Here is a 21878-nt window from a genome sequence, read left to right as displayed (position 1 = left end):
AGTACAAGAAAGAGTCCAACATCCACGGTTTTAGCGAGGTTTCGAATGGCCCGTTACACGCTGCGGCAGCTGGAGGCGTTTGTGGCCGTGGCCGAGAACGGCAGTATTGCGGCCGCGGCCGATTCGCTGCACGTCTCGCAGTCAGCGGTGTCAGGCGCCGTCAACAACCTGGAGCGCGTCTTTGACGCCCAGCTGACCATCCGGCGCAAGGCCCATGGCGTCACCCTCACAGCCGCGGGCAAGTATGTGCTGAATCGGGCCAAGAGCCTGTTGATCGAGGCAACGGACCTGGAGCTGCACGCCGGCGGCGCTGGAGCGGACCTGCGGGGCTCACTGACGCTGGGCTGCTATCTCACACTGGCGCCCACAGTGCTCGCTCGGCTGATCGACCACTACGAACGTCGCTACCCGCTGGTGGAGCTCGACTTTTTCGACGGCCCGCAGACCGAGATCCACCGCCGGCTTGGTGCCGGGCGGCTCGACGTCGCCATTGCCTACGATCTGTCCCTGCCGGCGGGGCTGAACCGCCAGAAACTCTACGACGCGGAGCCCTCGATCGTGCTCTCTGCCGACCACCCGCTGGCTGCCAGGGCGGAACTGTCCCTCGCGGACGTCGCCGCGGAGCCGATGATCCTGCTGGACATGGATCCCAGCCGCGAAAACACGACGGGGATGTTCGACGCCGCCGGTCTGCGGCCCAACATTCGGTTCCGGACCACGGACTATGAAGTGACCCGCTCGCTGGTGGGCCGGGGCATGGGCTACGCCATCCTCGTCCAGCAGCCCGCCGGCGGACAATCCTACGAAGGGCGGTCCCTGGCCGTGCGTCCCATTCGTCCGGCCGTCCGCACGGTGCCGGTATCGATCGTCTGGCCGGCCACGGTCCGGCCGTCGCAGAGCGTCGCCGCCATGGTGGACCTGGCCGCGGAGCTCTACGCCTGAAGGATCCAGGGCGCTCCCGATTCGCCGCCGGGCCCGCCAGTTGCGGATACTGGAAGGTATGACAACATCGCATACTGACACCCTTCCGGCCCGGGGGCCGGAAGCGGTGACGGTCTCCATCACCCGGCGGGTCGATCCCCTCCGCGTGACCGAGGCCACGCACTGGGTCCAGGAGGGCGTCAACCTCGCCAATACCTGGCCCGGTTTCCTCGGCTCAGGTTGGGTCCGCGCCTCAGCCACCTCCCACGAATGGCACATGCTCTACCGGTTCGCCGATGAGCCTTCACTGGATGCCTGGGAGCACTCCGAACACCGCCAGGCCTGGCTGGCAGAGGGACGGGACCTGGTCGAAGACCGCACCGTCATCCGCCGTACCGGCATCGAGGGGTGGTTCGACGCGCCGTCGGCCACCACCGACCTCGAGGCCCCCTTTGCTCCGCCGCGCTGGAAGCAGGCCGTGACCATCTGGCTCGGCTTTTTCCCGGTCAACCTGGTGTTCACCTGGCTGGTGGGCCTGGCCGTCCCGGGCTGGGATGCCATTCTGATGCCGCTGCGCGTGCTGATCACCACCGCCATCCTCACGCCGATCATGGCGTACTGGGTGCTGCCCTGGGTGACGGGGCTGCTGCAGCCCTGGCTCCAGCGCCGGCGAACCACCTAAAGCATAAACACCGTCTAGAAATACGACGGCGCCGCCGGGGACCTCTCCCGGGCGGCGCCGTCGTCGTCGGGCCTCTGCCTACCGCAGCGCCTGCTGCGCCGGAGCCGGCCGGCTGGCCTTCCAGGCCTTCAGGAATCCGTCGCCGATGTCCCAGAGGCCAACGACCAGGACAGCGGCGGCCGTGATGCCCGCGATCCAGTCTGACGCGTCCGCACCCCAATCCACGTGGGCCAGGAACGCCCAGTCGAAGACCTGGTCCGTGGCCAGCAGCCACAGCACGGGAACCATAAACAACAGGGCTAGGACGGTGTTCACGGCCGCGAACGCGTAGGTCCAGTGCCTGGCCACATACAGTACGACGGCGAACGCAGCCTCGGCGACCAGCAGGATGATTACGTAGGGGAGCCAGAAACTCCAGAGGCTTTCCTGCAGAACCAGCACCGGTTCGCCGTCCAGGTACATCACCGACCCAACCTTCTGCCAGAGCAGCAGCCCGATGAAGAAGGCGATGAGCACCACCGAGGCGATGGTGTCGCCAAGGGTCACCTGGGCCTTCCTCGGCAGTGCAGGGAGCGAGGCTGGGGTCCACGGTCCCAGCCCGAGGTCCTTCCGCCGGGCTCCGTTGTACTGGATCACAGCGAAAACCAGGGTGACCCAGAAACCCAGGTGCACCAGGACGCTCAGCGCGGTGCCGATGGCAGCGCCGAACGCGCCGGCCGGATCCCCGGGATCAACCGCCATCCGAACCACGATGCTGCCCACAAAGGCGATCGGCACCACGATCACCAGCAGCAATTTCAGCAGCCGCCACCAGTCCAGGAAAAGGTCCGGGCCGATCAGGTACAGCGGGCGGCCGGTGTAGCGCGCCGCGAGCCGGGCTGGATCCCCTAGCTCGGTGAGCACCTCGGTCTCGGCTTCGGCTGGGGGCTGGCCGCTCCCGACCCGGGCCTCGACGTCGTCAGTGATGGAACCGCGCAGCTCCCGCTCAATGTCTTCCCGCTGTGCTTCCGGGATCGACCGAAGGGCTGCGAAGACATAGCGGTCGGTGAGGGTACTCATGATTGGCTTCCTTCGTTGAGCTGGCGGATGGAGCCGTGCAGGTCATCCCAGTCCTTGAGCAGAGCGTCCAGCAGTTCCGTGCCTTGCTCGCTGGTGGTGTAGAACTTCCGCGGCCTCGCTTCCCCGGTATCCCAGGAGCTGGTCAGCAGCCCCTGTTTTTCCAGGCGGCGCAGCAGCGGATAGAGGGTGTTGGCCTCGACGGCGAAACCTGCCTTGTCCAGGGCCTCCAACAGGCCATAGCCGTAGCCGGGGCGTTTAAGGATGGAGAGGCAGGCCAGTACTACGGTTCCGCGCCGCAGTTCCTGAAGGTGGCCGCCGAGCAATTCTTCGTCCATGACTCACACTATGGTGTGTCAGACACAATATTGCAACAGATGTCCGGCATCTTTTGCGGAGGGGTCCGGTCTCAGATCCTGCGGACCGGCTGGCGCAGGACCGTCTTCAGCTTTTCCGGGGCGGCCCGGCGGGGGTCGCTGAGATAGATCTCGTGGTGATCGCCGTTGAAGTCCAGCCCGTTCTCGGGCATATAGGCGTTGTGCAGCCGGGCGAGCACCGGCCCTTCGTCGGCGTAGGGGCCTTTGTGCAGAATCTGGACCGAGAGTCCTTCCGCCAGGGGGAGCCAGCGGACCTTCTCAACCGAATCCAGCCCTTTCTTCGCCTTCACCTCTGCCACCGCGGTGGTGAGCAGGGCCGGGGTGATCCACCCGGGCTGGCTGATCATCATGGTCCATTCCCAGGCGTCCTTATTGCCGCGCGCAAAGTCGGCCGGATCCTCGGCCCGCCACAGCCCTTCCAGCGGCCCGACGACGGAATCCAGTCCCAGCGTCCGCTTGGCGGAGAACTTCAAGGTGTATGCCACCGAATACAGTGCCTCGAGTGCAGCGGCGTAGTCGGGCGAGGTATTGGGGTTGCCCCGCCCGTCCACGGCGATGAAGTTCTGCTCCGGAACCTCCACCAGCGTGAACTCCGCCCGCGGGGCATAAAGGTCCCGGCGTTCCTTCTTGATGTCGAATTTATCCATGGCCATTGTCCTTCGGCGCCGTTCCATCCACGGATCCATCCAAATGCACGGCCGCGGCTTCAGGCAACCCGGCGGCCCCGCTCAGGCCCGCCGCCCGGTTCGATACGATCCATGAAGGCAATAAGCCGAAAGTTCGGCGGACAAGGGGCACGATGACACTGGTAGGTACGGCGGCCACAGTAGTGCTGCTGCGCGATAGTCCGGCGGGGCTGGAGGTCCTGCTGCTGGAGCGTCCGCGGCATACCGGCACTTTCGCCGGGGCCTGGGTGTTCCCCGGGGGCCGCGTGGATCCGGAAGATTACGAAGCGGCGGGATTCCCTGCGCCGGCGGCCGGGGCGGTGGGTCAGGATTCCGGGCGGGATCTCGCGGCTGCCCGCGTGGCCGGGGCGCGTGAAACGGCCGAAGAGACCGGGTTGAGCCTGCTGCCGGACTCCCTAACGGATCTCTCCTGCTGGATTCCACCCGTCCAGGCACCCAAACGGCTGAAAACCTGGTTCTTCCTGGCGGCCTCTCCCGGCGGCGAGGTCCGGCTCAATCCGGGTGAACTCGTTGACTGGGCCTGGCTCACGCCGGCTGCCGCCCTGGACCGGCACCGCGACGGGAAAATGCTGCTGGTGGCGCCGACCTTCGTGACGTTGATGCGGCTGGCACAGGATGCGGATACCGCTTCCGCCCTGGCACGGGCTGCTGCCGGCCCCGTGGAGACCTTCAGCAGCCGCCTGTTGGAAGGCTATGAGCCGGATGCCGTGCTTGCCTGGCACGGTGACGCGGAATATCCAGCCGATGCCGGAGGGCAGGGTTCCGGGGACGCGCGCCACCGGCTCACCATGCGCGGGAGCCACTGGCAGTACGAGCGGAACTAGGCGGCCGGTTTTCCAGGTTCCTCCGGGATCACCCGGTTGCGGCCCGCCGGAAGGGCCATGACGCAGCACAGGGCCATGGCGGCGACTGTGGCGGCCAGGGGCAGGCTCCAACTCCCGCTGAGGTCATAGAGGAACCCAAACACCACCGGGCCGGCGGCGGCGATGCCGTAGCCGACCGACTGCGCCATTCCGGAAAGCGAGGCCGCCTGGACGTGGTTGGTGGTGCGGAGGCTGAACAGTGACAGTGCCGTGACAATCTGGCTGCCCGCACCGGCCGCAGCGAACACTACCCACAGCAGTGCCACTCCCGGGGCCAGGAGCAGGCCAAGGAATCCGGACAGGGCCAACAGGCTTCCGGCGACAGCCACCGGACGCTGGTCACGGAAGCGGTGCAGTACCCCGCCGGTCAGCAGGCTGGACGCCATGCCAACCAGCAGGAAAACCGCGACATGCAGTCCGGCAGTCGTCTGGGAGATACCCTGCTGGTGCTCGATGCTTGGCAGCCAGGCCGTCAGGATGTAGAACGTCAGGGACTGCAGTCCCATAAAGAGTGTGACCTGCCAGCCGAGCAGGGTGGTCCAGGGTGAGCGGTAGCGGATCTTTGGGGCGCGCGCAGCGCCGGTGGCCGGCGCCCTGGAACCCTTGAGGGTGGGGAGCAGGGCCGCCATGGCAATCAAGGCCAGCCCGGCCCAGATGCCGAGGGCGAGCCGCCAGCCGGTGCCTTGGGCGAGTGAAATCGGCACAACGACGGCGGCACCAAGTGCGGCGACGGCGCTGTGTGCCGCGATGTAGATGCCGGTCAGCTGGCTGACCCGGTCAGGGAAGTCCCGCTTGATCAGCGACGGCAGGAGCACGTTGAGGAAAGCGATGGCTATGCCGACCAGCAGGGTCCCGATCCAGAGGGCTGCCGGGAGGGGAGTCGAACGGAAAATAGTTCCCGACGCCAGGATTGCCAGGGAGAGCCAGAGGGCCCGGTCCAGCCCGACTCGGGCGGCGAACGCCGGAGCCACGGGGGAGAATAGTGCAAAAGCGACCAGTGGCAGTCCGGTCAGAAAGCCGGCCTGGGCGCTGGTGAAGTCGAGCTCGCGTCCGATGTCCGCGAGGAGTGGGCCGACGGATACGAAAGCTACGCGGAGGTTTATTCCGATCAGCAGGACGCCGGTGAGGGCAAGCCCTGCCCGAACCGGTTGGTTGGTCCTGATTCGGCCTGATACCGCCACGCTTCTCCCCCGCCGCCATGAATATGCCTTGCATCACGTTAGCGCGGGCCGGAGCTGAATGGGCAGGCGCCGCTTATGTGACGCGGTACGTTGCTGCCCGGGGAAGCGTGGCGGTTCTGTAGTGCTGGTTAGGCGTCGCTGCCTTCGGCGGAGATTCGTTCGATTTCTTCCGGGGTCAGTCCGGCTACAGCTGCGATGCTTCCCGTTTCCAGGCCTTCGCTGACGGCAGTCTGCACAAGGTCGGTCAGCGCCTGCTCGGCGCGGTCCACTGCCCACTGCTGTGCTTCCAACTGGGCAGCGGCAATCGCCAGGGTAGAGAGGGAATCTTCGGTTGGAAGGGCAGCAGCGGGATCCTGCGGTGAATCTATGACCGTCATTTACTTCATCCTTCGGTAGGCGGTCTAGCGACTAGCTAGGCGGGCGATTTGTACCCATGCGTGTCTGGATTGTAAAGCTATGACTTGATCTTACTGGTCGCCCTCTACCGCCTGGGTCATCTCCCGCAGGAAGCGGGTAATGGTGCCGGCTTCCTGTGGTGTCAGGGCATCAGCGGCATCCAGCATTTTTCGGTGCATTTTCCCGAGGGTTTCGCGGACCTCGTGGTCCGCATTTTCTGTGGGAATAATCTCCAGTGCCCGCCGGTCAGTCGGGTGCGGGCGGCGGGTGAGGTAGCCGCCCTTCTCCAGCCGGTCGAGCAGGGCCGTGGTGGAGGCAGTGGAGATGTTCAGGATCCGGGACAGGTCTTTAGGTCCGATTGCCCGCCCGGCCTGCCTGGCCTGCATAACATAGCGGATGGCCAGCAGGTCCGTTTCGTTCATCCGCATCGAGTCGCGGGTGCGGCGGCGCATGCCGGCTTCCGCGGCCCGGTACGCACGCAGCGAATTCAGGACGTCGACGCCGACGGCGGTCTCCGGTGCTTGCGGGTACCAGTATCCGGCGCCTGTTGGGTTGGCAGTTTCAGGCATGCGGGCAAGTCTAGCCCAGCGGAATACTAGGCAGCCTACTAAATCGCGCTAATCCGAGCAGGGTGCTCAGCAAGCTTATGATCTAGGCTTGGTAGTCCAGCGCCCGGTACCCCTTCTTTCCACGGGACCCGGAACGCTCGCCCGGCACACTGCCCCAGCTGCAAAGGAGACGGCGCATGGCCACTGCATCTGAAGGTCCGGCAATTCCCGGAGGCAACGAGGAAGACACCTTGGAGCAGCAGCTCCCCGCAGTCCCGGACAGCAACGAAGACGATGAAGTCGATGCTCCCCTCCCGCAGGAGGAGCCGGTGCTTCCCGGCGGATCGGAGGCGGATCGACTGGATCAGGCCCGGGAAAGCGGTGGCCCCGACGGCGAGGAAGACTACCCCCGTGACGCCGAGGCCGACTATCCCGAGGACAGCGCTGGCTAGGCAGATCCGCTCGTCGGATTCCCTTGGTCCTCGCGGAATAGGTCCGCCAGCCCGCGGATGAGCCAAGGGTGCCACCAGGCCCAGTCGTGGCCCCCGCTGATCGAGCGGAACGCCGTATCGACGCCGGCGCCAGCGAGGGCTGTGTTGAGCCGCCCGGCCGGCTCATGAATGCTGGGTTCATAACGGCCTGCCTGAATCCGGACCCGGATTGGAACCTGGGCCGATAACAGCGGTTCAGTCAGGTCGTAGCGCCACAGTGAGGGTGACTGTGCGAGCGCTGTTCCTGCCGCCTGCGGGTATCGTGCCAGTTGCCAGAGCGCGGCGAGGCCGCCGTAGCTGGCGCCGGAAATGACGGTCTGCAGCGGATCCGGCGTGACCGGAAGGGTCCGGCGCAGGCCGGGCAGCAGGTCCCGGGCGACGAAGTCGACGCTCCCCGTAGGGCCGGACAGCTCACGGCCGCGCGTGGGAACATCCACGGAGTCGACCATGGCCACGTGCAGGGGCGGCAGTACACCGTCGGCAATTGCCTGGTCCAGGGTGGCGGCCAGGTTCTGGTACTTCGCCCAGACCTGGCCGTCGTGCAGGAGGATCAGCGGCGTCGGAACGCGCCCGGCGGCGCGCGGGCGGTAGAGCCAGACGTTGCGCAGCCGGTTCGCCTGCCGGTCCCTGACCCGCCGCAGTTCCAGCCCCGGCACAAAGTCGCCGGAGACAAATCGTGGGCCCGGTGCCGGCCCGGACACCCTGCCCTGCGAACTACCGGTCCGCAACAGGGCCGGGGCGCGCATGGGGGTAGGTTCGCCCATGATGCTGGCCCCGGATTCTACGGCCGGGGTGGGAACGGCGAGCCAGCCGGCCGGGGGTGCAGCCGGCAGCCGGAGCACCGATGTCGGCGACCCTGTCATGCCCGTGCCCAGGGCGGGGTTTTGCGGGTCGGGACCACCGGCGTCGGCGGCGAGGCGCACGGTCCGCCGGTCATTACCCACCTGCCAGGGTGCCGGCAGCGGTCCCGTGTGCGCGGTGATCCGGTAACTGGCTTCCCAGTCCGCTGGCATACGCCAGGTCAGCGCCCAGATCCCGTCCGGCAGTGCCTCGAATTCGCAGGACGCGGCGGTGTCAGGATGCACCATGGCATTCGCGGAGAGAATCACCGCCGTGGCCTGCGGTTCCCGGTACAGGAACGTTACCGCGCGGATCGCTGGGTCGCCCTCGGGATCCTCTTCGACGAGCGGGAGCTCCCGGGCGTCCCAGCCCGCGGCGAGCTGATCCCGTTCGGGTGTGGAAAGCGTTTCCCAATGCGCGCGGAAGTGTCCCGGAAGGCTGGAAAGAGGGGCAGCGGGCTGCGGAACAGGCTCCCGCGGCGGAGGGAAGCCATCCTCCGTACCGGCAACCGGGATGCTAATGGCCATGGGCGTACTGGGGCGCACCGTGGTGGTGGTGTTCCTCCTGGCCGGGCAGGATGGTTTCCAGTTCCCCTTCGACCCGGTCGTGGTCGGTTTCCCGCCCGTAGGCGACTTCATCGATGCCCCGGTTCCAGTAGCCGATGATCAGCTGCTGTTTCCGGGGGAAACCCCGCGACTTGAGGTGGCTGCGGGCGAAGCGGACGACGGCGGACTCCGCCGACACCCACACCTCCACAGTGCCGGCGGCCAGCTCCGCAGCGGGTAATTCGACTGAGGCCAGCGCCTCCTGCAGAAGGGTTGTGGAGCCGGGCTGGGCACCGTCGCGGTGGAGCCAGCGGACGTCCACGCCCGCAGGAGCGTCCAGAACCTGTTCCTCGGCCGGTCCGGCGACTTCGATCAGGACCACCCCGCGCTGCTGCGGACCGAAGCGTTCGATCGTGCCGGCGATGGCGGGCAGTGCCGTCTCATCACCGGCCAGCAGCACCCAGGCGGCCTCGCCCACCACGACCCCGCCACCGGCCAGTGCGGCGATCTCGTCGCCGGGAGCAGCGGTCTCCGCCCAGGCCGCGGCCACCGATGCCCCGCTGTGCCGGACGAAGTCCACGCTCAGCGCCGAGGCGTCGGCGGCCAGGCTCCGGACAGTGTAGGTGCGCACACGATCGCGCTGGCCGGGCTTCCATTCCCAGCCGCGTTCGCCGCGTTCGGGCAGATCCAGCGGTTCGCCCGGGACCGGGAAGTAGAGCTTGACGTTGGGGATATGGGCGCCGGCATTCACATACCCGGCGACCCCGGGGCCGCCGAAGTGGACCCGGCGCATCAACGGCGTTACGTCTTCGACGCGGTCGACTCTGAGGACATGGCCGCTCATACAGGTGCTCCTTCAGCAAGGGGTGCCGGCGCGGAGCCAGCGGATGGGTGGACAATGCCGGTTCCAGGGGCCTCCGGCTCCAGCGGGACCACCAGCGGTCCTCCGGTTGCCGGGTCGGCGATGACGACTGCATCGATCCCGTAGATTTCCTTCATCAGTTCCGGGGTGGCGATTTCCGCCGGCGTTCCCTGGGCCACGATCCGGCCGTCCTTCATGGCGATCACGTGGTCGGCGAAGCGGAAGGCCATGCCCAGTTCGTGCAGCACGGTCACCAGCGTGTAGTTCCCGGTGCGGTGCAGGCCCCGGCACAGCCGCAGGACCTCCAGCTGGTGGGCGATGTCCAGGAACGTGGTGGGCTCATCCAGGAGCAGAACCGGAGTGTCCTGGGCCAGGACCAGTGCCAGCCAGACCCGCTGGCGCTGTCCGCCGGAGAGTTCCCCGACGGCGCGGTCCGCGAGGTCCTGCACGCCGGTGGCTGCCAGCGCGGCGTCGACGGCCTGCTGGTCAGCTTCCGACCACTGCCGCAGCAGTGACTGGTGCGGGAACCGGCCCCGGGCCACCAGGTCCGCCACGGTGATCCCGTCCGGCGCCGTCGACGTCTGGGGCAGTAGTGCCAGCTGCCGCGCCACCTCGCGGGTGGGGTAGGAACGGATGTCCTTGCCCTGCAGGAAGACCTCCCCGGCCGCCGGCTTCAGCAGCCGCGAGAGGGCCCGCAGCAGGGTGGACTTGCCGCAGGCGTTCGGGCCGATGATGGCCGTGAAGGAACCGGGCGGAATCCGCACGTCCAGGTGCTCGGAGACCGTACGGCCGTCGTAGCCGATGCTCAGGCCGCGGCCGGAGAGGACGTCTTCCATGGGGTTCTCCTTGGTGGGCATGGTTTTAGGGTGCACCGGTCAGACCTGCTTGCTGCGGGTCAGGAGCCAAAGCAGGTACACGCCGCCGACGAGCCCGGTCATCAGGCCGATCGGAATGGCCGCCTGGATGGGCAGCCGCTGCGAGAGCAGATCCGAACCGGCCACCAGCACAGCGCCCATCAGGGCGCCGGTGCCGATGTGGACGCCGGGGGAGCGGGTAAGCCGGGAGGCGAGCTGGGGTGCGGCGAGGGCGACGAAAACGATGGGGCCGGCGGCCGCCGTCGCCACGGCCGTGAGCCCAACTGCGGAAGCCATGGCGATGATCCGGGTACGTTCGGTCCGGATGCCCAGAGCCTGCGCGGCGTCGTCGCCCATTTCCATCTGGTTCAGGTTCCGGGACAGTCCCAGCAGCACCGGCAGCAGGAGCGCGACGGCGATCAGCACCGGAACGGCGTGCCCCCAGTTCCGTGCGGCCAGGGAGCCGGAGAGCCAGAGGTGCGCCTCCGCGGCCAGATCGGAGTCACCCTTGGCCAGCAGGATGGTGTTCACGGCGGCGAGCATGGCACCGACCCCGATGCCGATCAGCACCAGCCGGTAGCCGCCGGTCACTCCGCCGCTGAGTGAAAGCAGGTAGACAACGCCGGCAGCCAGCAGTCCGCCCGCGATTGCCGCGAGGGCGGTGGCTCTCGGGCCGGCGTCGAAGAGCACGATCTGCGCCACCGCACCGGTGGCGGCACCAGTGGTGAAGCCGATGATGTCCGGCGAGCCCAGCGCATTACGGGAAATCGACTGGAAGGTGGCTCCGGCCGCACCGAGGCAGGCACCAACGCCAAGGGCAGTGACGGTGCGCGGCAGCCGGATCTTCTGCACGACCTTCAGCGTTTTGCTCTCCCCCTGGCCGAAGACGGCACCGAGTACATCACCGAAGGCCAGCGCGATCGTGCCGGTCTGCATGCCGGCAATGCCCAGCACGACGGCGGCGGCGGCCAGGACGGCGCCGGTCACCAGGGTACGGCGGCGGTAGCGCAGCCGCACCGGGCCAAGACTCAGGGTACGGGTGCCGCTCCGGGTACCGCCACGGGTGCCGCCACGGGCGCGGGCCGTTCCAATTTTGAGGGCGCTCACAGCTTGGCCAGCTTCCGCCGCCGGGCCAGGGCAATGAAGAACGGAGCGCCAACCAGGGCGCTCATCACGCCGGCGCCGATTTCGGCCGGTGCGGCAATGACCCGGCCCACCACATCGGCGAGGAGGAGCAGCAGCGCCCCGAGGAGCATGGACAGCGGCAACAGGCGGCGGTGGACCGGCCCGGTGATCATCCGGGCGATGTGCGGCGCGGCGAGGCCGAGGAAGGCGATGGGACCGGCCGCGGCGGTGGCGGCACCGGCCAGGATCAGGATCGCGAAGGCGCCCAGAATCCAGGTGGTGCGGATGCGTACGCCAAGGGTCTGCCCCAGGTCAGCGCCGAGTGACAGGGAGTCCAGGCTCCGGGAGAGCGGCAGCGCCGTCAGTGCAGCGAGCAGGCAGGCGCAGAGGACCCAGGGCAGCACATCGTAGCCGCGGCCCTGCAGGGAGCCGGAGGCCCACGCGGCGTAGGCGGTAATGGTCTCGTCCGGGCCGCCGATCAGGATGATCTTGGTGCCGGCGATCAGCATCACGGAGAGTCCGGCGCCGGCCAGGACCAGGCGCACCGGGTTGGTGCCGGCGTCGTGCGCCCGTCCCAGGAGGTAGACCAGCACGGAGGTGGCGGCGGCGCCCGCGAAACCCAGCCACATGTATTGGTACGGGGACCTCATGTTGAAGAAGCCCAGGCCGATGGCGACGGCGAAGGCGGCGCCGGCGTTGACGCCCAGCAGGCCCGGTTCGGCCAGCGGATTGCGGGTCAGCGCCTGCATCAGGGCTCCGGCCAGGCCCAGGGCGGCGCCGACCGTGATGGCCAGGAAAGTACGCGGCAGGCGCAGTTCCCGGACCAGCAGGTGGGTGTCCTGGGACGGGTCAAAGGCGGTTAGGGCGGCCCAGGTATCGGCCAGCGGGATGGCGCGGGAGCCGGAGGCGAAGCTGGCAAACGCCAGCAGCACCAGCAGGGCCAGGCCGAGGGCCCAGGCACTTACCTGCCGGTGCTGCTTGCGCGGTGTTTGGAACACGTGCTGGTTATTCTGGTTCGCCGTTGGAGCTGGCTACTTGGCCGCGAAGGACGTGTTGAACCAGTCGATGATGTCACTGGCGCTGTAGTAGTCCAGACGGAAGGACTCCGGACCCATGGAGTAGACCTGTCCGGCCTGCACGGAGGGCAGGTTGGCCAGCGTCGGATCAGAGGTGAACGCCTCGACCGTTTCCTCGGTGGAGCTGATGAGGAAGGTGTAGTCCCCGGTCACCGACGCGGACAGGCCTTCATAAGAAGTGAACGCGAAGTCCTCGCGCTTTTGGGCGGAGGTGTCGTACTGTGCGTCGGGTTCGGCAATGGTGTAGCCGAGGGCGCTGATCAGCTGGGAGTGCGGTCCGGTCGTCTTGCCGACCGGGGAGACCTCGCCCGGGTTGAAGCTGACAATCGACGCGGTGGTTCCCGCTGGGACGGCCAGGGTGTCGGCCGTCTCCGCAACGCTGGCGTCGAATTCCTCGACCACCGAGGAAGCCTTCTCTTCGAGGCCGGTGGCTTCCCCGAGCTCCTCGGCCAGGTCCTGCCAGGTCTGGTCGCCGTAGTTGACCACGATGGTCGGGGCGATCTCGCTCAGGGCATCGTACTGGTCCAGCACGGAGTCGGCGCCGGAGGTGGAGACAACGATCAGGTCCGGATCCTGGGCAATCACGGCTTCAAGGTCGAACTCGCCGATGGTGTACAGCGGCTCGACGCCGCGTTCCACGGCCACATCCGCCCACTGGCTGAAGAAACCGTTCTCGTCTGCGGTGCCGCTGCGGGCTGGGCTGACCGAGGTGGCGGTGACCGGAGCGTCGATGGAGAGCAGGGTACCGGTGACGGAGAGCGAGGTGGAGGCGATGTTCTCCGGCTGGGCCTCGATAACGGTCTCGCCTGCCTCGTGGGTGATAGTGCGGGGCCACTCGGCGGACGCTCCGGCACTTTCGGTGGGGTCGGCCTCGGCGGCACCGTTGCTGCAGGAACTGAGGGTGAGCGCCAGGGCTGCGGCGGCGGTGACCGTGAGGGCCTTTTGGGGCAGGGAAATACGCACAACGTGCTCCTAGGGTGCACGCCGCCGCGGGCGCGGACAGCGGTGTGGATAGTAATGCTTCCGGCGTTCAGTGCCGCAGCAATGGTTAGCCTAACCTAAGCATCCGGGAATTACGCAACGTTACTGTTGGCTAATCGCCCGGCAGTCGCCGAATTGGGTGCTGTATGCGTGGGTGGCTCGCCTCACCCGGCTGATTCGGCAGATGGCTGTGGCTGGAAATGCTCCGTTTTGGGATAAATCGTCCATTTTGGGATTTCCCTGCCATGGCGCGCCGGAGGGAAATCCCAAAACGGCTGGAAAATCCCAAAACGGAGGAAAATGCACGCGCCCTGTCTGCCGCCAGCCGGAGCACCCGCCCTGTCTGCCGCCAGCCGGAGCACCCGCCCTGTCTGCCGCCAGCCGGATCGTCCGTCAGCTGGCCCACATCCGCCAGCATTCTGCCGAGAAACCTAGCGCCCGCCCGGTTCCCGGCCTATGGTATTTCGCATGCGAAACATTGAGGCCCAGGGACTCCAAACGGAGCGGGTCAGCATCAGCGTCGGGGCGCCGGGAACCCGCAGTGGAACCCTTCGTGGGACGCTTCGCATGCCCGGAGCTGAACTGGCCCGGGCCGGCGTCACGATCCATTCGGCCACGGCCGTCCCACAGCGGCTGTACAGCGGATTCGCCGAGTCCCTGGCCAAGGCCGGATTCGCCGTCCTCGCCTATGACTACCGCGGGACGGGGGAGTCCGGCAACGCCAGAGACAATCCCCGGCTGCGCATGCGCGATTGGATGGACGACGATGTTCCGGCGGCTGCCGCCTGGATGCGCCAGCGTTTTCCGGACGTCCCGCACCTCGCCGTCGGGCACAGCCTGGGCGGGCATGCGCTCGCACTGAACAATGGAACCGAGGGCCTCAGCGGCTTTATGACCGTTGCCTCCCACGCCGGGGTGACGGCATCCATCCCGGACCGGGTTGAGCGCGCGCGGGTGGAACTGATCCTCCGGGTCCTGGGCCCCGGCACAGCACGCCTCCTGGGCTACGTTCCGGGGCGGAGGTTCGGCCTGGGCGAGGATATGCCAACGGCCGCCATGCGCGAGTGGGGTAAATGGACCCGGCAGCCGGGCTACTTCTTTGATGACCCGACCATGCATGCACGGGAGCGGACGGGCAGGGTCCGGACCGAGGTGCTGTGCGTCGGCCTGAGCGACGATCCGTGGGCAACCCCGGCGCAAATCGGGCTGATCGGCCGCCAGCTGGTCAATGCCCGGGTCCAAACGCGGATCTACGCCCCCGCGGACGCCGGAGTGGCCGCGATCGGGCACATGGGGTACTTCCGGCGGGCGCCCGGTGCCCGGTTGTGGCCCGATGCCGTGGCCTGGTTGACGGAGAGGGCGGCCCGGGCATGAGCCCCGACCGCCGGATACCGCCGCGGCTGGTCTTCCTTACCCTGGAGGCCGAGCGGCGTCTTGGCCGCTGGATCAGCCGGCGCGGGAGCGCCCGGGGCATCAGCGCAGCGGCGGCCGGAGTGCTCTTCTTCGTGGCAGGCAATCCGGGTACGGCCACGGGCGAGGTAGCCGAAGCGATTCATGGCTCGGCGGCCGGTACCAGCGGATTGCTGGCCCGGATGGAAAAGGCCGGGTTCATTACCCGGACAACGGACCCGAAGGATCGGCGCACTATCCGGGTTTCGCTCGCGCCCGCCGGAGAAGAGGCGATGGACGACGTTCGAACGGCCATCGCCGAACTGGATGACCTGGTGACGGAAGGGTTCAGCCCCCAGGAGCTGGAGACGGTTGCACGCTGGCTGAGGCACGTTTCGAATTCCACCGGCTGATGCCTCCCGCGGCGGCCCGGTGGGGCAAGTGCCTACAATGGCCGAATGCAAAGCAGCCTGTCGACGGACCGTCTCCTGCTGCGTCCCTGGGCCACCGGGGACGCGGACTTCGTTTACGACATGTATTCGCGCTGGGAAGTGCAGCGCTACCTCGGCCGGGTTCCACGGGTGCTTCCGGACCTGGCCGAAGCCCTTGCGATGATCGAACGGTGGAAGGGCTTGGATGACCCTGTCCACGGCATCTGGGCCATCGAACGGACGCAAGACCGGCAGCTGGTCGGCACACTGCTGCTGAAATCCATTCCGGCCTCCGGCGAGCTGCCGCTGGTTCCCTCCGGCGATACCGAGATCGGCTGGCACCTCCACCCGGATTTCTGGGGACAGGGCTATGCCACAGAGGCCGCGTCCACGGTCCTGGAGATGGCACTGGCGTCCGGGCTGGAGCAGGTGGTGGCCGTGACGAATCCGGCCAACACCGCCTCCGCGCAGGTCTGCCGGCGGATCGGCTTGGATCACGCCGGACAGACCGACCGGTACTACAACACCACCTGCGAGCTCTTCGTCACCAGCCCGGGTTAGGCAACAGCGGCGGGCTGCGTCAGTTTGCCGTCCCGCATCCTGGCCACACTGTCCATGAGCGGCAGGAATTCGACGTCGTGGGTCACCAGGACGGTGGCCAGGTTGAATTCCATGGTGACCTGCCGCAGCAGCTTCATGATCGATGCGGAGCGCTCATGGTCCAGCGCCGCCGTCGGCTCATCCACCAGCAGCAGGGACGGGTGCCCCATCAGGGCCCTGGCAATGTTCACGCGCTGCCGCTGGCCGCCGGAGAGCTGGTGCGGGCGCTTCCCGAGCTGGTCGGACAGGCCGACGACGTCGAGCAGTTCCGCGGCCCGCGCCTCCGCCGGCCGGGTGTGTTCGCCGCGGAGGTGCGCCACCGCCACCAGCTGTTCCTGCGCGGTCAGCGCCGGCAGCAGGTTCGGCTGCTGGAAGACGATCCCGATCTCTTCCCGCCGCAGCCGGGACCGCTCGGCGTCCGCCAGGCCGGCGACGTCGGATCCGTTGACCAGCACGGTTCCTGAGGTGGCTTCGATCAGGGTCGCTGCCACGGCCAGCAGGCTGGACTTGCCGGAGCCGGAGGGGCCGGCAAGGCCGGTCACCGTGCTGCGGTGTGCCGTCAGGCTGACGCCGTCCAGGGCCTTGATGACGTTGTCCTGGCCATCGGGGTATTCCAGGGTGACGTTCTCGAGGAGCAGGGGAGTGGTTTGGTTATTCATGGTGATCCTGTCAGTCGCTTGAATCGTGAGGGTTGGTCTGGCGGCCGGGTCAGTTCCCGCCCAGCGCCAGCAGCGGATCTACCCGGGTCACCCGGCGGACGGCGATGGCCGAGCCGGCCAGGCCGAGGATGAAGACGCCGACCGCCGGAAGCACAGTCGTGGCGGCAGTCGCAGCGAAGGGCGCCACCTGGGCGGCCAGGGCTCCGGCTCCGGCACCGAGCAGCCCGCCGACCACAGTCCCGCCGGCCAGAATGACGGCGGCCTGGACCAGGGCATCGCGCAGGACGTAGGACTTGGTTCCGCCCAGGGCCCGCAGGACAGCGATGTCACGGGTGCGCTGCAGCGTCCAGACGGTCAGGAAGGCCACGATCACCAGGGCGGAGATGCCGTACAGGAAGGCCTGCATCATCAGCAGGGAACCGTTCTCCGAGGAATAGGCAGGCAGCGCGGACAGGCTCGAGGAGCGGGTCAGGCTGGTGGTTCCGGCGTCCGCGTTGGCGGCGTCGAGTGCAGCGTCGTCCCGGCTCCCGCCGTCGTAGTTCACGGTCAGGACAGTGCCGGCAACATCGGGCTCGACGTGGGCGAATTGCTTCCAGTCCTCAATCGCGGTCCAGACGACCGGGGTGTGGCTGTACCACTGGTCTGCGATGACCCCCGCGACGGTCAGGGACTGTCCGTTGACCGTGGCCGTTGTGCCGGGCTCCAGGCCGAGGTCATCGGCCAGCTGCTGGCTCACCACGATCTTCCCGGAAGCGACGCCGTCCGGGACCAAGCCGCCTGACGGATCAGCACCGAAGAGCGCCGCGGAAGCCGTACCGCCGGCCTGCAGTCGGCCCTGGGTGATGCCCAGCGGCTCGGCGTCCTTGACCCCGTCAGCCTGCTGCCACGTCTCCAGCTGGTCCGGGCTGATCTGGGATTCGGTGAAGGAGGTCTTCGGCTCGTTGCCGGAGGGCGCTCCGAACACCACCTCGTCAGCATTCAGGTCCTTGATGCTGGACGTCGACTGGTCGGCCAGGCCGGCGGTGAGGCCGGACAGCATAACCAGCAGGAAGCTGATGAGAGCGACAACCGTTCCCATCAGGGCGAAGCGGCCTTTCGCAAAGCGGATCTCTCGCAGGGCCAGATACATGGGTGTTTCCTTCGTTGTTCCGTTGTTCTTCGTGCAGGCTGGGACTGGGATTTTTCCCTCCCTAATCACTCTCCTGCGCGCAAGGCCTGGCTGCATCGGCAGGCCGGGCGGTTCCCCGGAGCCGAGCGGTTGACCCTGCGGTCAACCAAACGGTTGATGCGCCACCCGCCCGGGATGGATAGGCTGGCGGGTATGTCCGCCGAGTTCGGCCGGTCCCAGGCCGGCGAGCGCATCCTGCGGGTCCTGCGCCTGGCGCTCCATATCGGCTTTGCCCTCCTGCTGGCGGTGGCCGTGGCCCGGATGCTGCTGATTGCTCCCCTGACCTGGGTCACCTATGTGGCGCTGTTCCTTTCCGCTGTCCTCGCCGCGGTGTACGTGACCGGGACGGTGGCAGAAAAACGTGCCTCGGAGGGCGGAGGGCATCCGGGCAGGTTCGATCCGGAACGGCACGGCCTTGCCTGGCTCGCCGTGGTCACGGTCCTGTGGCTGGTGCTCCTGGTGCTCAGCCCCGACTTTTCCTGGCTGGCCTTTCCGCTGTTCTTCCTGGAACTGCGGCTCCTGCCCCTGCGGCCCGCCGTCCTTGCCGTAACCCTCACCACGGCGGCGGTCGTCGCCGCGCAGTGGGCGCATGCCAGCACCTTCCATGCGGCCATGCTGCTGGGCCCGGCGATCGGAGCCGGCTTCGCCGTCATCATGGGCATGGCCTATCAGGCGCTCTACACCGAGGTGACCAACCAGCGGCGGGCGCTGGAGGAACTGCGCCGCACCCGCACGGAACTGGCCCGCAGCCAGCGGGAGCAGGGGGTCCTGGCGGAACGGGAGCGGCTGGCGCGGGAAATCCACGACACCCTGGCCCAGGGGCTGGCCAGCATAGTGCTGGTCAGCCGGTCTGCACGGGATTCCCTCGGCGCCGGCGAGCTGGACGCTGTCCGGGACCGGCTGCGGACCGTCGAGTCCACGGCCGCGGAAAACCTGGCCGAAGCCAGACGCTTTGTCCGGGATCTGCGGGCGCCGCAGAACGACGCCGGTGCGTTGCCGGACCGGCTGGCCCGGGTCTGCCAGGCGGTGCAGGAGCAGGCGGCCGCCGAGGGCCAGTCGATGGAGTGCCGGTTCAGGCTCGAGGGTGAGCCGGTCCAGCTGGCAGCACCCTATGAGGTGACCCTCCTGCGTGCGGCGCAGTCCGCCCTTGCCAACGTCCTTCGGCATGCCGGAGCATCCACTGCGGTGGTTACGCTGGCCTTTGTGGGAGGAGACGTGACTTTGGACATTTTCGATAACGGCAGCGGTTTCGATCCGGACGGCGCCCCCATGAGGGATCAGCCTCGGGCAGACGGGACCGGCTATGGGCTGATCTCCATCAGGGACCGGGTCTCCGCCCTTGGCGGGAGCATGGACTTGGAATCTGCTCCGGGTGAAGGGACGGTGCTGGGCATCCGGCTGCCGCTTCATGCTGGCGAGGAGCTGCCGGACGCGGGATCAGCAGCAGGGAGCAGGACCCATGAGTGAGCTGCGGGTCCTGCTGGTCGATGACCATCCAGTGGTGCGGTCCGGGCTCCGGGCGATGCTCTCCGGGTTCGAGGGGGTGTCCGTGGCAGCGGAGGCTGGCGACGGCGATGAAGCCCTGCGGATGCTCGAGAAGGAGAAAGCGCTGGGGCAGACTGTGGACTTGGTGCTGATGGACCTGCAGATGGGGCCGGGCATGGACGGGGTCACCGCTACCCGGCGAATCAAGGAGACCGATCCCGGGCTTCCAGTGCTGATACTGACCACCTATGACACGGACGCGGATATCATCGCGGCTGTGGAAGCCGGAGCCAGCGGCTACATGCTCAAGGACGCGCCGCCGGAGCAGATCCGGAATGCTGTCCGGTCGGCCGCGGCCGGGCAGACCGCTCTGGCCCCGGAAGTCGCTGCCCGCCTGATGGGCCGGCTGCGCAACCCTGAACCGGCGCTCAGCAGCCGGGAAATCGAATTGCTGGAGCTGCTGGCCACCGGTATGTCCAACCGGTCCATCTCACGTTCGATGTTCATCAGTGAGGCCACGGTCAAGACGCATCTGGTGCACATCTACGAGAAGCTCGGCGTGGACAACCGGACGGCGGCCATCTCGGTTGCCCGCGAACGGCGGATCATCCGCAGCTAGGCCGTCCGGTCTCCGGGCCGCGGCCGGCTGGCCGGTGTCCGGGCAGGTGTGTGCCGGGTCTGTACCGGCACTCTGCTGAAGCCCACGATCATTGCGGTTGTGCGGGCCGGCCCGGCCGTCAAGGCGACCCAGTTTCCCACTGATCGTTACTGGTGGGACGGGTGTGGTCCCACCAGTCCCGGGCGCAACACTCGGTGGGAAACTGCGCACGACCTGGCAGCAGACCTCGGCCCATGCGACGAGCCCGGGGACTCCCGGCCGTCCAGGTGACCCAGTTTCCCACCCATCGTTACTGGTGGGACTGGTGTGGCCTCACCGAAGCGCGGCCAGGGAATCCGAGGCTTACAAGCCCTGCCAATCCGGCTTGTTGGCGTACGTATAGCGGAAGTAGCCCGCCAGCTCCAGCTTTGATGCCGCGGCCTCGTCCACCAGCACGGTTGCGTGCGGATGGAACTGCAGGACGCTGGCGGGGCAGCGGGCACTCACCGGTCCCTCGACCATAGCCCGGACAGCGTCTGCCTTGCCCGGGCCGCTGGCCAGCAGCACCGCATGCCGGGATTCCATGATCGTGCCCAGGCCCTGGGTCAGGCAGTGCCGCGGCACCAGATCCATGTCCCCGTCGAAGAACCGTGCATTGTCTGCCCTGGTCAGTTCGGTGAGGGTTTTGACCCGGGTGCGGGAGGCCAGCGAGGAGCCGGGTTCGTTGAAACCGATGTGCCCGTCGCTGCCGATGCCCAGCAGTTGCAGGTCCACTCCGCCGGCTTCCGCGATGGCGGCTTCGTACCCCCGGCAGGCAGCCTGCAGGTCCGTGGCCTGGCCATCCGGAACGTGCACGGAGGCCGGCGGCATGTCCACGCGTTCGGTGAATTCCGTGCGGATTACCGCACGGTAGCCGGCGGGGTGGTCCGCGGGCAGGCCCACATATTCATCCAGCGCGAATGCCGAGGCATGGCTGAAGGACACCTCCCCGGCGGCCTGCATCCGGGCCAGTGCGTCATAGACCGGAAGGGGTGAAGACCCGGTGGCGAGCCCCAGGACGGCAGCCGGCTTGGTAGCCAGCAGTTCCCGGATGGCCTGCGCGGCCAACGCGCCGGCGGCAGCCGCGGACGGGAGGATAACAACTTCCATCAGGCACCTGCCACAGGCTGGACGGAGGCCAGAGCCTCACCGAACCAGCGGGTGAGCGTGGTGGGGTGCGTGATGGCCGTGCCCACGCAGACCGCCCAGGCTCCGGCGGCCAGGACCTCCGCGGCCTGCGCCGGGGAATGCACCCGTCCCTCGGCCACAACCGGGACCGAAACCGCCGCGCACATTTCCCGCACGAGGTCGACGTCGGGCCCCTCGGTCTTGGGACGCTCGCCGCTGTAACCGGACAGGGTGGTGCCGACCAGATCGGCGCCCGCGGCCACGGCGGCCACGGCGTCTTCGGTGCTTCCGCAGTCTGCCATGATCAAAGCATCCGAGACTTCCCGCACGGCCGCAATGCACTCTTCGAGAGTGGACCCGTCCGGCCGCGGCCGCCGGGTTCCGTCCAGGGCCACCACGTGCGCCCCGGCCTTGGCGACGGCGGCGGCATGTGCCGGCGTCGGGGTGATGAACACGCCGTCGGCGCCGTCCTTCCAGAGCCCGATGACCGGGACCTGGACCGCCTGGACCGCCTGCTCGATATCGGCGATTCCCTGCACCCGGATGGCCACGGCTCCGCCTTCGACGGCGGCCTGCGCCATCCGTGCCATGATCATCGGATCCCGCAGGGGTTCACCCGGATAGGCCTGGCAGGACACGATCAAACCGCCGTGCATCGCCTCGATTACTGAAGGCATAAAAGTTAAGCTCCTTGCTGCAAATTGATGTATTCCTGCTGCTGCCGGACGGCCCGGGCCGCGCCGATCAGCGGCGCTTCCGGGCCAAGTACGCCGGGAACCAGCTCGACGACGCCGCCCGCCACCTCCACCAGCTCGGCCCGCAGGGCGGCTTCCATCGCGGCCCACCATGAGCCGCCGGGCTGTGCCACACTTCCCGTCAGAACGATCCGTTCCGGGT

At 67.8% G+C, this 21878-nt stretch carries 25 protein-coding genes and 1 pseudogene; 9 read left to right on the top strand and 17 right to left on the bottom strand.

From position 1 onward, the window contains the following. Positions 1–45 precede the first annotated feature (45 nt). Both RTN46_RS00130 and RTN46_RS00125 read left to right on the top strand, forming a co-directional pair. Positions 46–942 carry a LysR substrate-binding domain-containing protein gene (locus RTN46_RS00130; protein WP_312178367.1) on the top strand — a complete coding sequence of 299 codons (897 nt, stop codon included), beginning with the start codon at positions 46–48 and terminating at the stop codon, positions 940–942. A 58-nt stretch (positions 943–1000) separates the two neighbouring features. Continuing rightward, entirely contained in the window at positions 1001–1603 is a 603-nt protein-coding gene (locus tag RTN46_RS00125) for an antibiotic biosynthesis monooxygenase (protein ID WP_312178366.1), read from the top strand. 78 nt (positions 1604–1681) lie between these two features. Here RTN46_RS00125 and RTN46_RS00120 read toward each other — a convergent pair whose 3' ends face one another. From RTN46_RS00120 to RTN46_RS00110, 3 genes are all read right to left on the bottom strand, one after another. After that, the gene (locus RTN46_RS00120) at positions 1682–2662 is read right to left on the bottom strand and encodes a permease prefix domain 1-containing protein (RefSeq protein WP_312178365.1); all 981 of its coding nucleotides are present in this window, start codon (positions 2660–2662) and stop codon (positions 1682–1684) included. Beyond that, on the bottom strand, positions 2659–2997 hold the full coding sequence (locus tag RTN46_RS00115; RefSeq protein ID WP_312178364.1) for a PadR family transcriptional regulator: 339 nt from the start codon (positions 2995–2997) through the stop codon (positions 2659–2661). The genes RTN46_RS00120 and RTN46_RS00115 overlap by 4 nt, the downstream gene beginning before the upstream one ends. 71 nt (positions 2998–3068) lie before the next feature. Then, positions 3069–3683 (bottom strand): GyrI-like domain-containing protein, encoded by a 615-nt coding sequence (locus tag RTN46_RS00110; RefSeq protein WP_312178362.1) that lies wholly within the window; start codon positions 3681–3683, stop codon positions 3069–3071. Positions 3684–3835: 152 nt separating this feature from the next. Here RTN46_RS00110 and RTN46_RS00105 point away from each other — a divergent pair, with 152 nt between their 5' ends. Continuing rightward, positions 3836–4546 carry an NUDIX hydrolase gene (locus RTN46_RS00105; RefSeq protein ID WP_312178360.1) on the top strand — a complete coding sequence of 237 codons (711 nt, stop codon included), beginning with the start codon at positions 3836–3838 and terminating at the stop codon, positions 4544–4546. Here RTN46_RS00105 and RTN46_RS00100 read toward each other — a convergent pair. From RTN46_RS00100 to RTN46_RS00090, 3 genes are all read right to left on the bottom strand, one after another. Beyond that, positions 4543–5766 carry an MFS transporter gene (locus tag RTN46_RS00100; protein WP_312178358.1) on the bottom strand — a complete coding sequence of 408 codons (1224 nt, stop codon included), beginning with the start codon at positions 5764–5766 and terminating at the stop codon, positions 4543–4545. The two genes, RTN46_RS00105 and RTN46_RS00100, sit on opposite strands and share 4 nt — an antisense overlap. A gap of 128 nt (positions 5767–5894) precedes the next feature. Continuing rightward, a complete protein-coding gene (locus RTN46_RS00095; RefSeq protein ID WP_312178356.1) occupies positions 5895–6143 on the bottom strand; it encodes a hypothetical protein in 249 nt (82 codons plus the stop codon). 90 nt (positions 6144–6233) lie between these two features. Continuing rightward, positions 6234–6731, bottom strand: coding sequence for a MarR family transcriptional regulator (locus RTN46_RS00090; RefSeq protein WP_312178354.1), 498 nt, complete (start codon positions 6729–6731; stop codon positions 6234–6236). Positions 6732–6907: 176 nt separating this feature from the next. On the opposite strand from RTN46_RS00090, the gene RTN46_RS00085 reads away from it, so the two are divergent. Continuing rightward, positions 6908–7162, top strand: a complete 255-nt coding sequence (locus RTN46_RS00085) for a hypothetical protein (protein ID WP_312178352.1) — start codon at positions 6908–6910, stop codon at positions 7160–7162. On the opposite strand, the gene RTN46_RS00080 is transcribed toward RTN46_RS00085, so the two are convergent. Genes RTN46_RS00080 through fepB form a run of 6 tightly spaced genes read right to left on the bottom strand, consistent with a single transcriptional unit; the run spans position 7159 to position 13466 of the window. After that, entirely contained in the window at positions 7159–8568 is a 1410-nt protein-coding gene (locus RTN46_RS00080; RefSeq protein ID WP_312178350.1) for an enterochelin esterase domain-containing protein, read from the bottom strand. The two genes, RTN46_RS00085 and RTN46_RS00080, sit on opposite strands and share 4 nt — an antisense overlap. Next, positions 8558–9430 (bottom strand): siderophore-interacting protein, encoded by an 873-nt coding sequence (locus RTN46_RS00075; protein ID WP_312178348.1) that lies wholly within the window; start codon positions 9428–9430, stop codon positions 8558–8560. Before RTN46_RS00075 ends, RTN46_RS00080 begins: the two co-directional genes overlap by 11 nt. Further along, positions 9427–10305, bottom strand: a complete 879-nt coding sequence (locus RTN46_RS00070; RefSeq protein ID WP_312178347.1) for an ABC transporter ATP-binding protein — start codon at positions 10303–10305, stop codon at positions 9427–9429. Before RTN46_RS00070 ends, RTN46_RS00075 begins: the two co-directional genes overlap by 4 nt. An 18-nt stretch (positions 10306–10323) precedes the next feature. Continuing rightward, complete coding sequence (locus RTN46_RS00065) at positions 10324–11409, bottom strand: iron chelate uptake ABC transporter family permease subunit (RefSeq protein ID WP_312178345.1); 1086 nt, start codon at positions 11407–11409, stop codon at positions 10324–10326. Then, entirely contained in the window at positions 11406–12425 is a 1020-nt protein-coding gene (locus RTN46_RS00060; protein WP_312178344.1) for an iron ABC transporter permease, read from the bottom strand. The genes RTN46_RS00065 and RTN46_RS00060 overlap by 4 nt, the downstream gene beginning before the upstream one ends. Positions 12426–12458: 33 nt before the next feature. Beyond that, positions 12459–13466 (bottom strand): Fe2+-enterobactin ABC transporter substrate-binding protein, encoded by a 1008-nt coding sequence (gene fepB, locus RTN46_RS00055; protein ID WP_312178343.1) that lies wholly within the window; start codon positions 13464–13466, stop codon positions 12459–12461. 486 nt (positions 13467–13952) lie between these two features. Here fepB and RTN46_RS00050 point away from each other — a divergent pair, with 486 nt between their 5' ends. Genes RTN46_RS00050 through RTN46_RS00040 form a run of 3 tightly spaced genes read left to right on the top strand, consistent with a single transcriptional unit; the run spans position 13953 to position 15865 of the window. After that, positions 13953–14858, top strand: coding sequence for an alpha/beta fold hydrolase (locus RTN46_RS00050; protein WP_312178342.1), 906 nt, complete (start codon positions 13953–13955; stop codon positions 14856–14858). After that, entirely contained in the window at positions 14855–15286 is a 432-nt protein-coding gene (locus tag RTN46_RS00045; protein WP_312178340.1) for a MarR family transcriptional regulator, read from the top strand. The genes RTN46_RS00050 and RTN46_RS00045 overlap by 4 nt, the downstream gene beginning before the upstream one ends. A 45-nt stretch (positions 15287–15331) precedes the next feature. After that, the gene (locus tag RTN46_RS00040) at positions 15332–15865 is read left to right on the top strand and encodes a GNAT family N-acetyltransferase (RefSeq protein ID WP_312178338.1); all 534 of its coding nucleotides are present in this window, start codon (positions 15332–15334) and stop codon (positions 15863–15865) included. Here RTN46_RS00040 and RTN46_RS00035 read toward each other — a convergent pair. Then, the gene (locus RTN46_RS00035; RefSeq protein ID WP_312178336.1) at positions 15862–16563 is read right to left on the bottom strand and encodes an ABC transporter ATP-binding protein; all 702 of its coding nucleotides are present in this window, start codon (positions 16561–16563) and stop codon (positions 15862–15864) included. The genes RTN46_RS00040 and RTN46_RS00035 overlap by 4 nt on opposite strands. Positions 16564–16612: 49 nt before the next feature. Further along, positions 16613–17692, bottom strand: a complete 1080-nt coding sequence (locus RTN46_RS00030; protein WP_312178334.1) for an FtsX-like permease family protein — start codon at positions 17690–17692, stop codon at positions 16613–16615. Positions 17693–17884: 192 nt separating this feature from the next. Between RTN46_RS00030 and RTN46_RS00025 the strand changes: the two genes are divergently transcribed. Continuing rightward, positions 17885–19198, top strand: a complete 1314-nt coding sequence (locus RTN46_RS00025) for a sensor histidine kinase (protein WP_312178332.1) — start codon at positions 17885–17887, stop codon at positions 19196–19198. Beyond that, the gene (locus RTN46_RS00020; protein WP_312178330.1) at positions 19191–19835 is read left to right on the top strand and encodes a response regulator transcription factor; all 645 of its coding nucleotides are present in this window, start codon (positions 19191–19193) and stop codon (positions 19833–19835) included. The genes RTN46_RS00025 and RTN46_RS00020 overlap by 8 nt, the downstream gene beginning before the upstream one ends. 342 nt (positions 19836–20177) lie before the next feature. Here RTN46_RS00020 and nagB read toward each other — a convergent pair whose 3' ends face one another. From nagB to RTN46_RS00005, 3 genes and pseudogenes are all read right to left on the bottom strand, one after another. After that, positions 20178–20963 (bottom strand): glucosamine-6-phosphate deaminase, encoded by a 786-nt coding sequence (gene nagB / locus RTN46_RS00015; RefSeq protein ID WP_312178329.1) that lies wholly within the window; start codon positions 20961–20963, stop codon positions 20178–20180. Next, entirely contained in the window at positions 20963–21658 is a 696-nt protein-coding gene (locus tag RTN46_RS00010) for an N-acetylmannosamine-6-phosphate 2-epimerase (protein WP_312178327.1), read from the bottom strand. Before RTN46_RS00010 ends, nagB begins: the two co-directional genes overlap by 1 nt. 5 nt (positions 21659–21663) lie before the next feature. Further along, positions 21664–21878 (bottom strand): annotated as a pseudogene (locus RTN46_RS00005) (hypothetical protein); the annotation flags it as partial.

The organism is Arthrobacter sp., assembly GCF_031988865.1.
Classification (GTDB): Bacteria; Actinomycetota; Actinomycetes; order Actinomycetales; family Micrococcaceae; genus Arthrobacter_B.
The sequence above is the reverse complement of the archived record's forward strand: the minus strand, read 5'-3'. Positions and strand labels throughout refer to the sequence as shown.

Bases quoted from the DNA above. Each gene is read 5' to 3' on its own strand.
- RTN46_RS00095 (WP_312178356.1), bottom strand. From the start codon at position 6,143: ATGACGGTCATAGATTCACCGCAGGATCCCGCTGCTGCCCTTCCAACC.
- RTN46_RS00080 (WP_312178350.1), bottom strand. From the start codon at position 8,568: ATGGCCATTAGCATCCCGGTTGCCGGTACGGAGGATGGCTTCCCTCCG.
- RTN46_RS00025 (WP_312178332.1), top strand. From the start codon at position 17,885: ATGTCCGCCGAGTTCGGCCGGTCCCAGGCCGGCGAGCGCATCCTGCGG.
- RTN46_RS00070 (WP_312178347.1), bottom strand. From the start codon at position 10,305: ATGCCCACCAAGGAGAACCCCATGGAAGACGTCCTCTCCGGCCGCGGC.
- RTN46_RS00030 (WP_312178334.1), bottom strand. From the start codon at position 17,692: ATGTATCTGGCCCTGCGAGAGATCCGCTTTGCGAAAGGCCGCTTCGCC.
- RTN46_RS00125 (WP_312178366.1), top strand. From the start codon at position 1,001: ATGACAACATCGCATACTGACACCCTTCCGGCCCGGGGGCCGGAAGCG.
- RTN46_RS00105 (WP_312178360.1), top strand. From the start codon at position 3,836: ATGACACTGGTAGGTACGGCGGCCACAGTAGTGCTGCTGCGCGATAGT.
- RTN46_RS00075 (WP_312178348.1), bottom strand. From the start codon at position 9,430: ATGAGCGGCCATGTCCTCAGAGTCGACCGCGTCGAAGACGTAACGCCG.
- RTN46_RS00035 (WP_312178336.1), bottom strand. From the start codon at position 16,563: ATGAATAACCAAACCACTCCCCTGCTCCTCGAGAACGTCACCCTGGAA.
- RTN46_RS00010 (WP_312178327.1), bottom strand. From the start codon at position 21,658: ATGCCTTCAGTAATCGAGGCGATGCACGGCGGTTTGATCGTGTCCTGC.
- RTN46_RS00040 (WP_312178338.1), top strand. From the start codon at position 15,332: ATGCAAAGCAGCCTGTCGACGGACCGTCTCCTGCTGCGTCCCTGGGCC.
- RTN46_RS00085 (WP_312178352.1), top strand. From the start codon at position 6,908: ATGGCCACTGCATCTGAAGGTCCGGCAATTCCCGGAGGCAACGAGGAA.
- RTN46_RS00130 (WP_312178367.1), top strand. From the start codon at position 46: ATGGCCCGTTACACGCTGCGGCAGCTGGAGGCGTTTGTGGCCGTGGCC.
- RTN46_RS00020 (WP_312178330.1), top strand. From the start codon at position 19,191: ATGAGTGAGCTGCGGGTCCTGCTGGTCGATGACCATCCAGTGGTGCGG.
- RTN46_RS00120 (WP_312178365.1), bottom strand. From the start codon at position 2,662: ATGAGTACCCTCACCGACCGCTATGTCTTCGCAGCCCTTCGGTCGATC.
- RTN46_RS00110 (WP_312178362.1), bottom strand. From the start codon at position 3,683: ATGGATAAATTCGACATCAAGAAGGAACGCCGGGACCTTTATGCCCCG.
- RTN46_RS00115 (WP_312178364.1), bottom strand. From the start codon at position 2,997: ATGGACGAAGAATTGCTCGGCGGCCACCTTCAGGAACTGCGGCGCGGA.
- RTN46_RS00045 (WP_312178340.1), top strand. From the start codon at position 14,855: ATGAGCCCCGACCGCCGGATACCGCCGCGGCTGGTCTTCCTTACCCTG.
- RTN46_RS00050 (WP_312178342.1), top strand. From the start codon at position 13,953: ATGCGAAACATTGAGGCCCAGGGACTCCAAACGGAGCGGGTCAGCATC.
- RTN46_RS00090 (WP_312178354.1), bottom strand. From the start codon at position 6,731: ATGCCTGAAACTGCCAACCCAACAGGCGCCGGATACTGGTACCCGCAA.
- nagB (WP_312178329.1), bottom strand. From the start codon at position 20,963: ATGGAAGTTGTTATCCTCCCGTCCGCGGCTGCCGCCGGCGCGTTGGCC.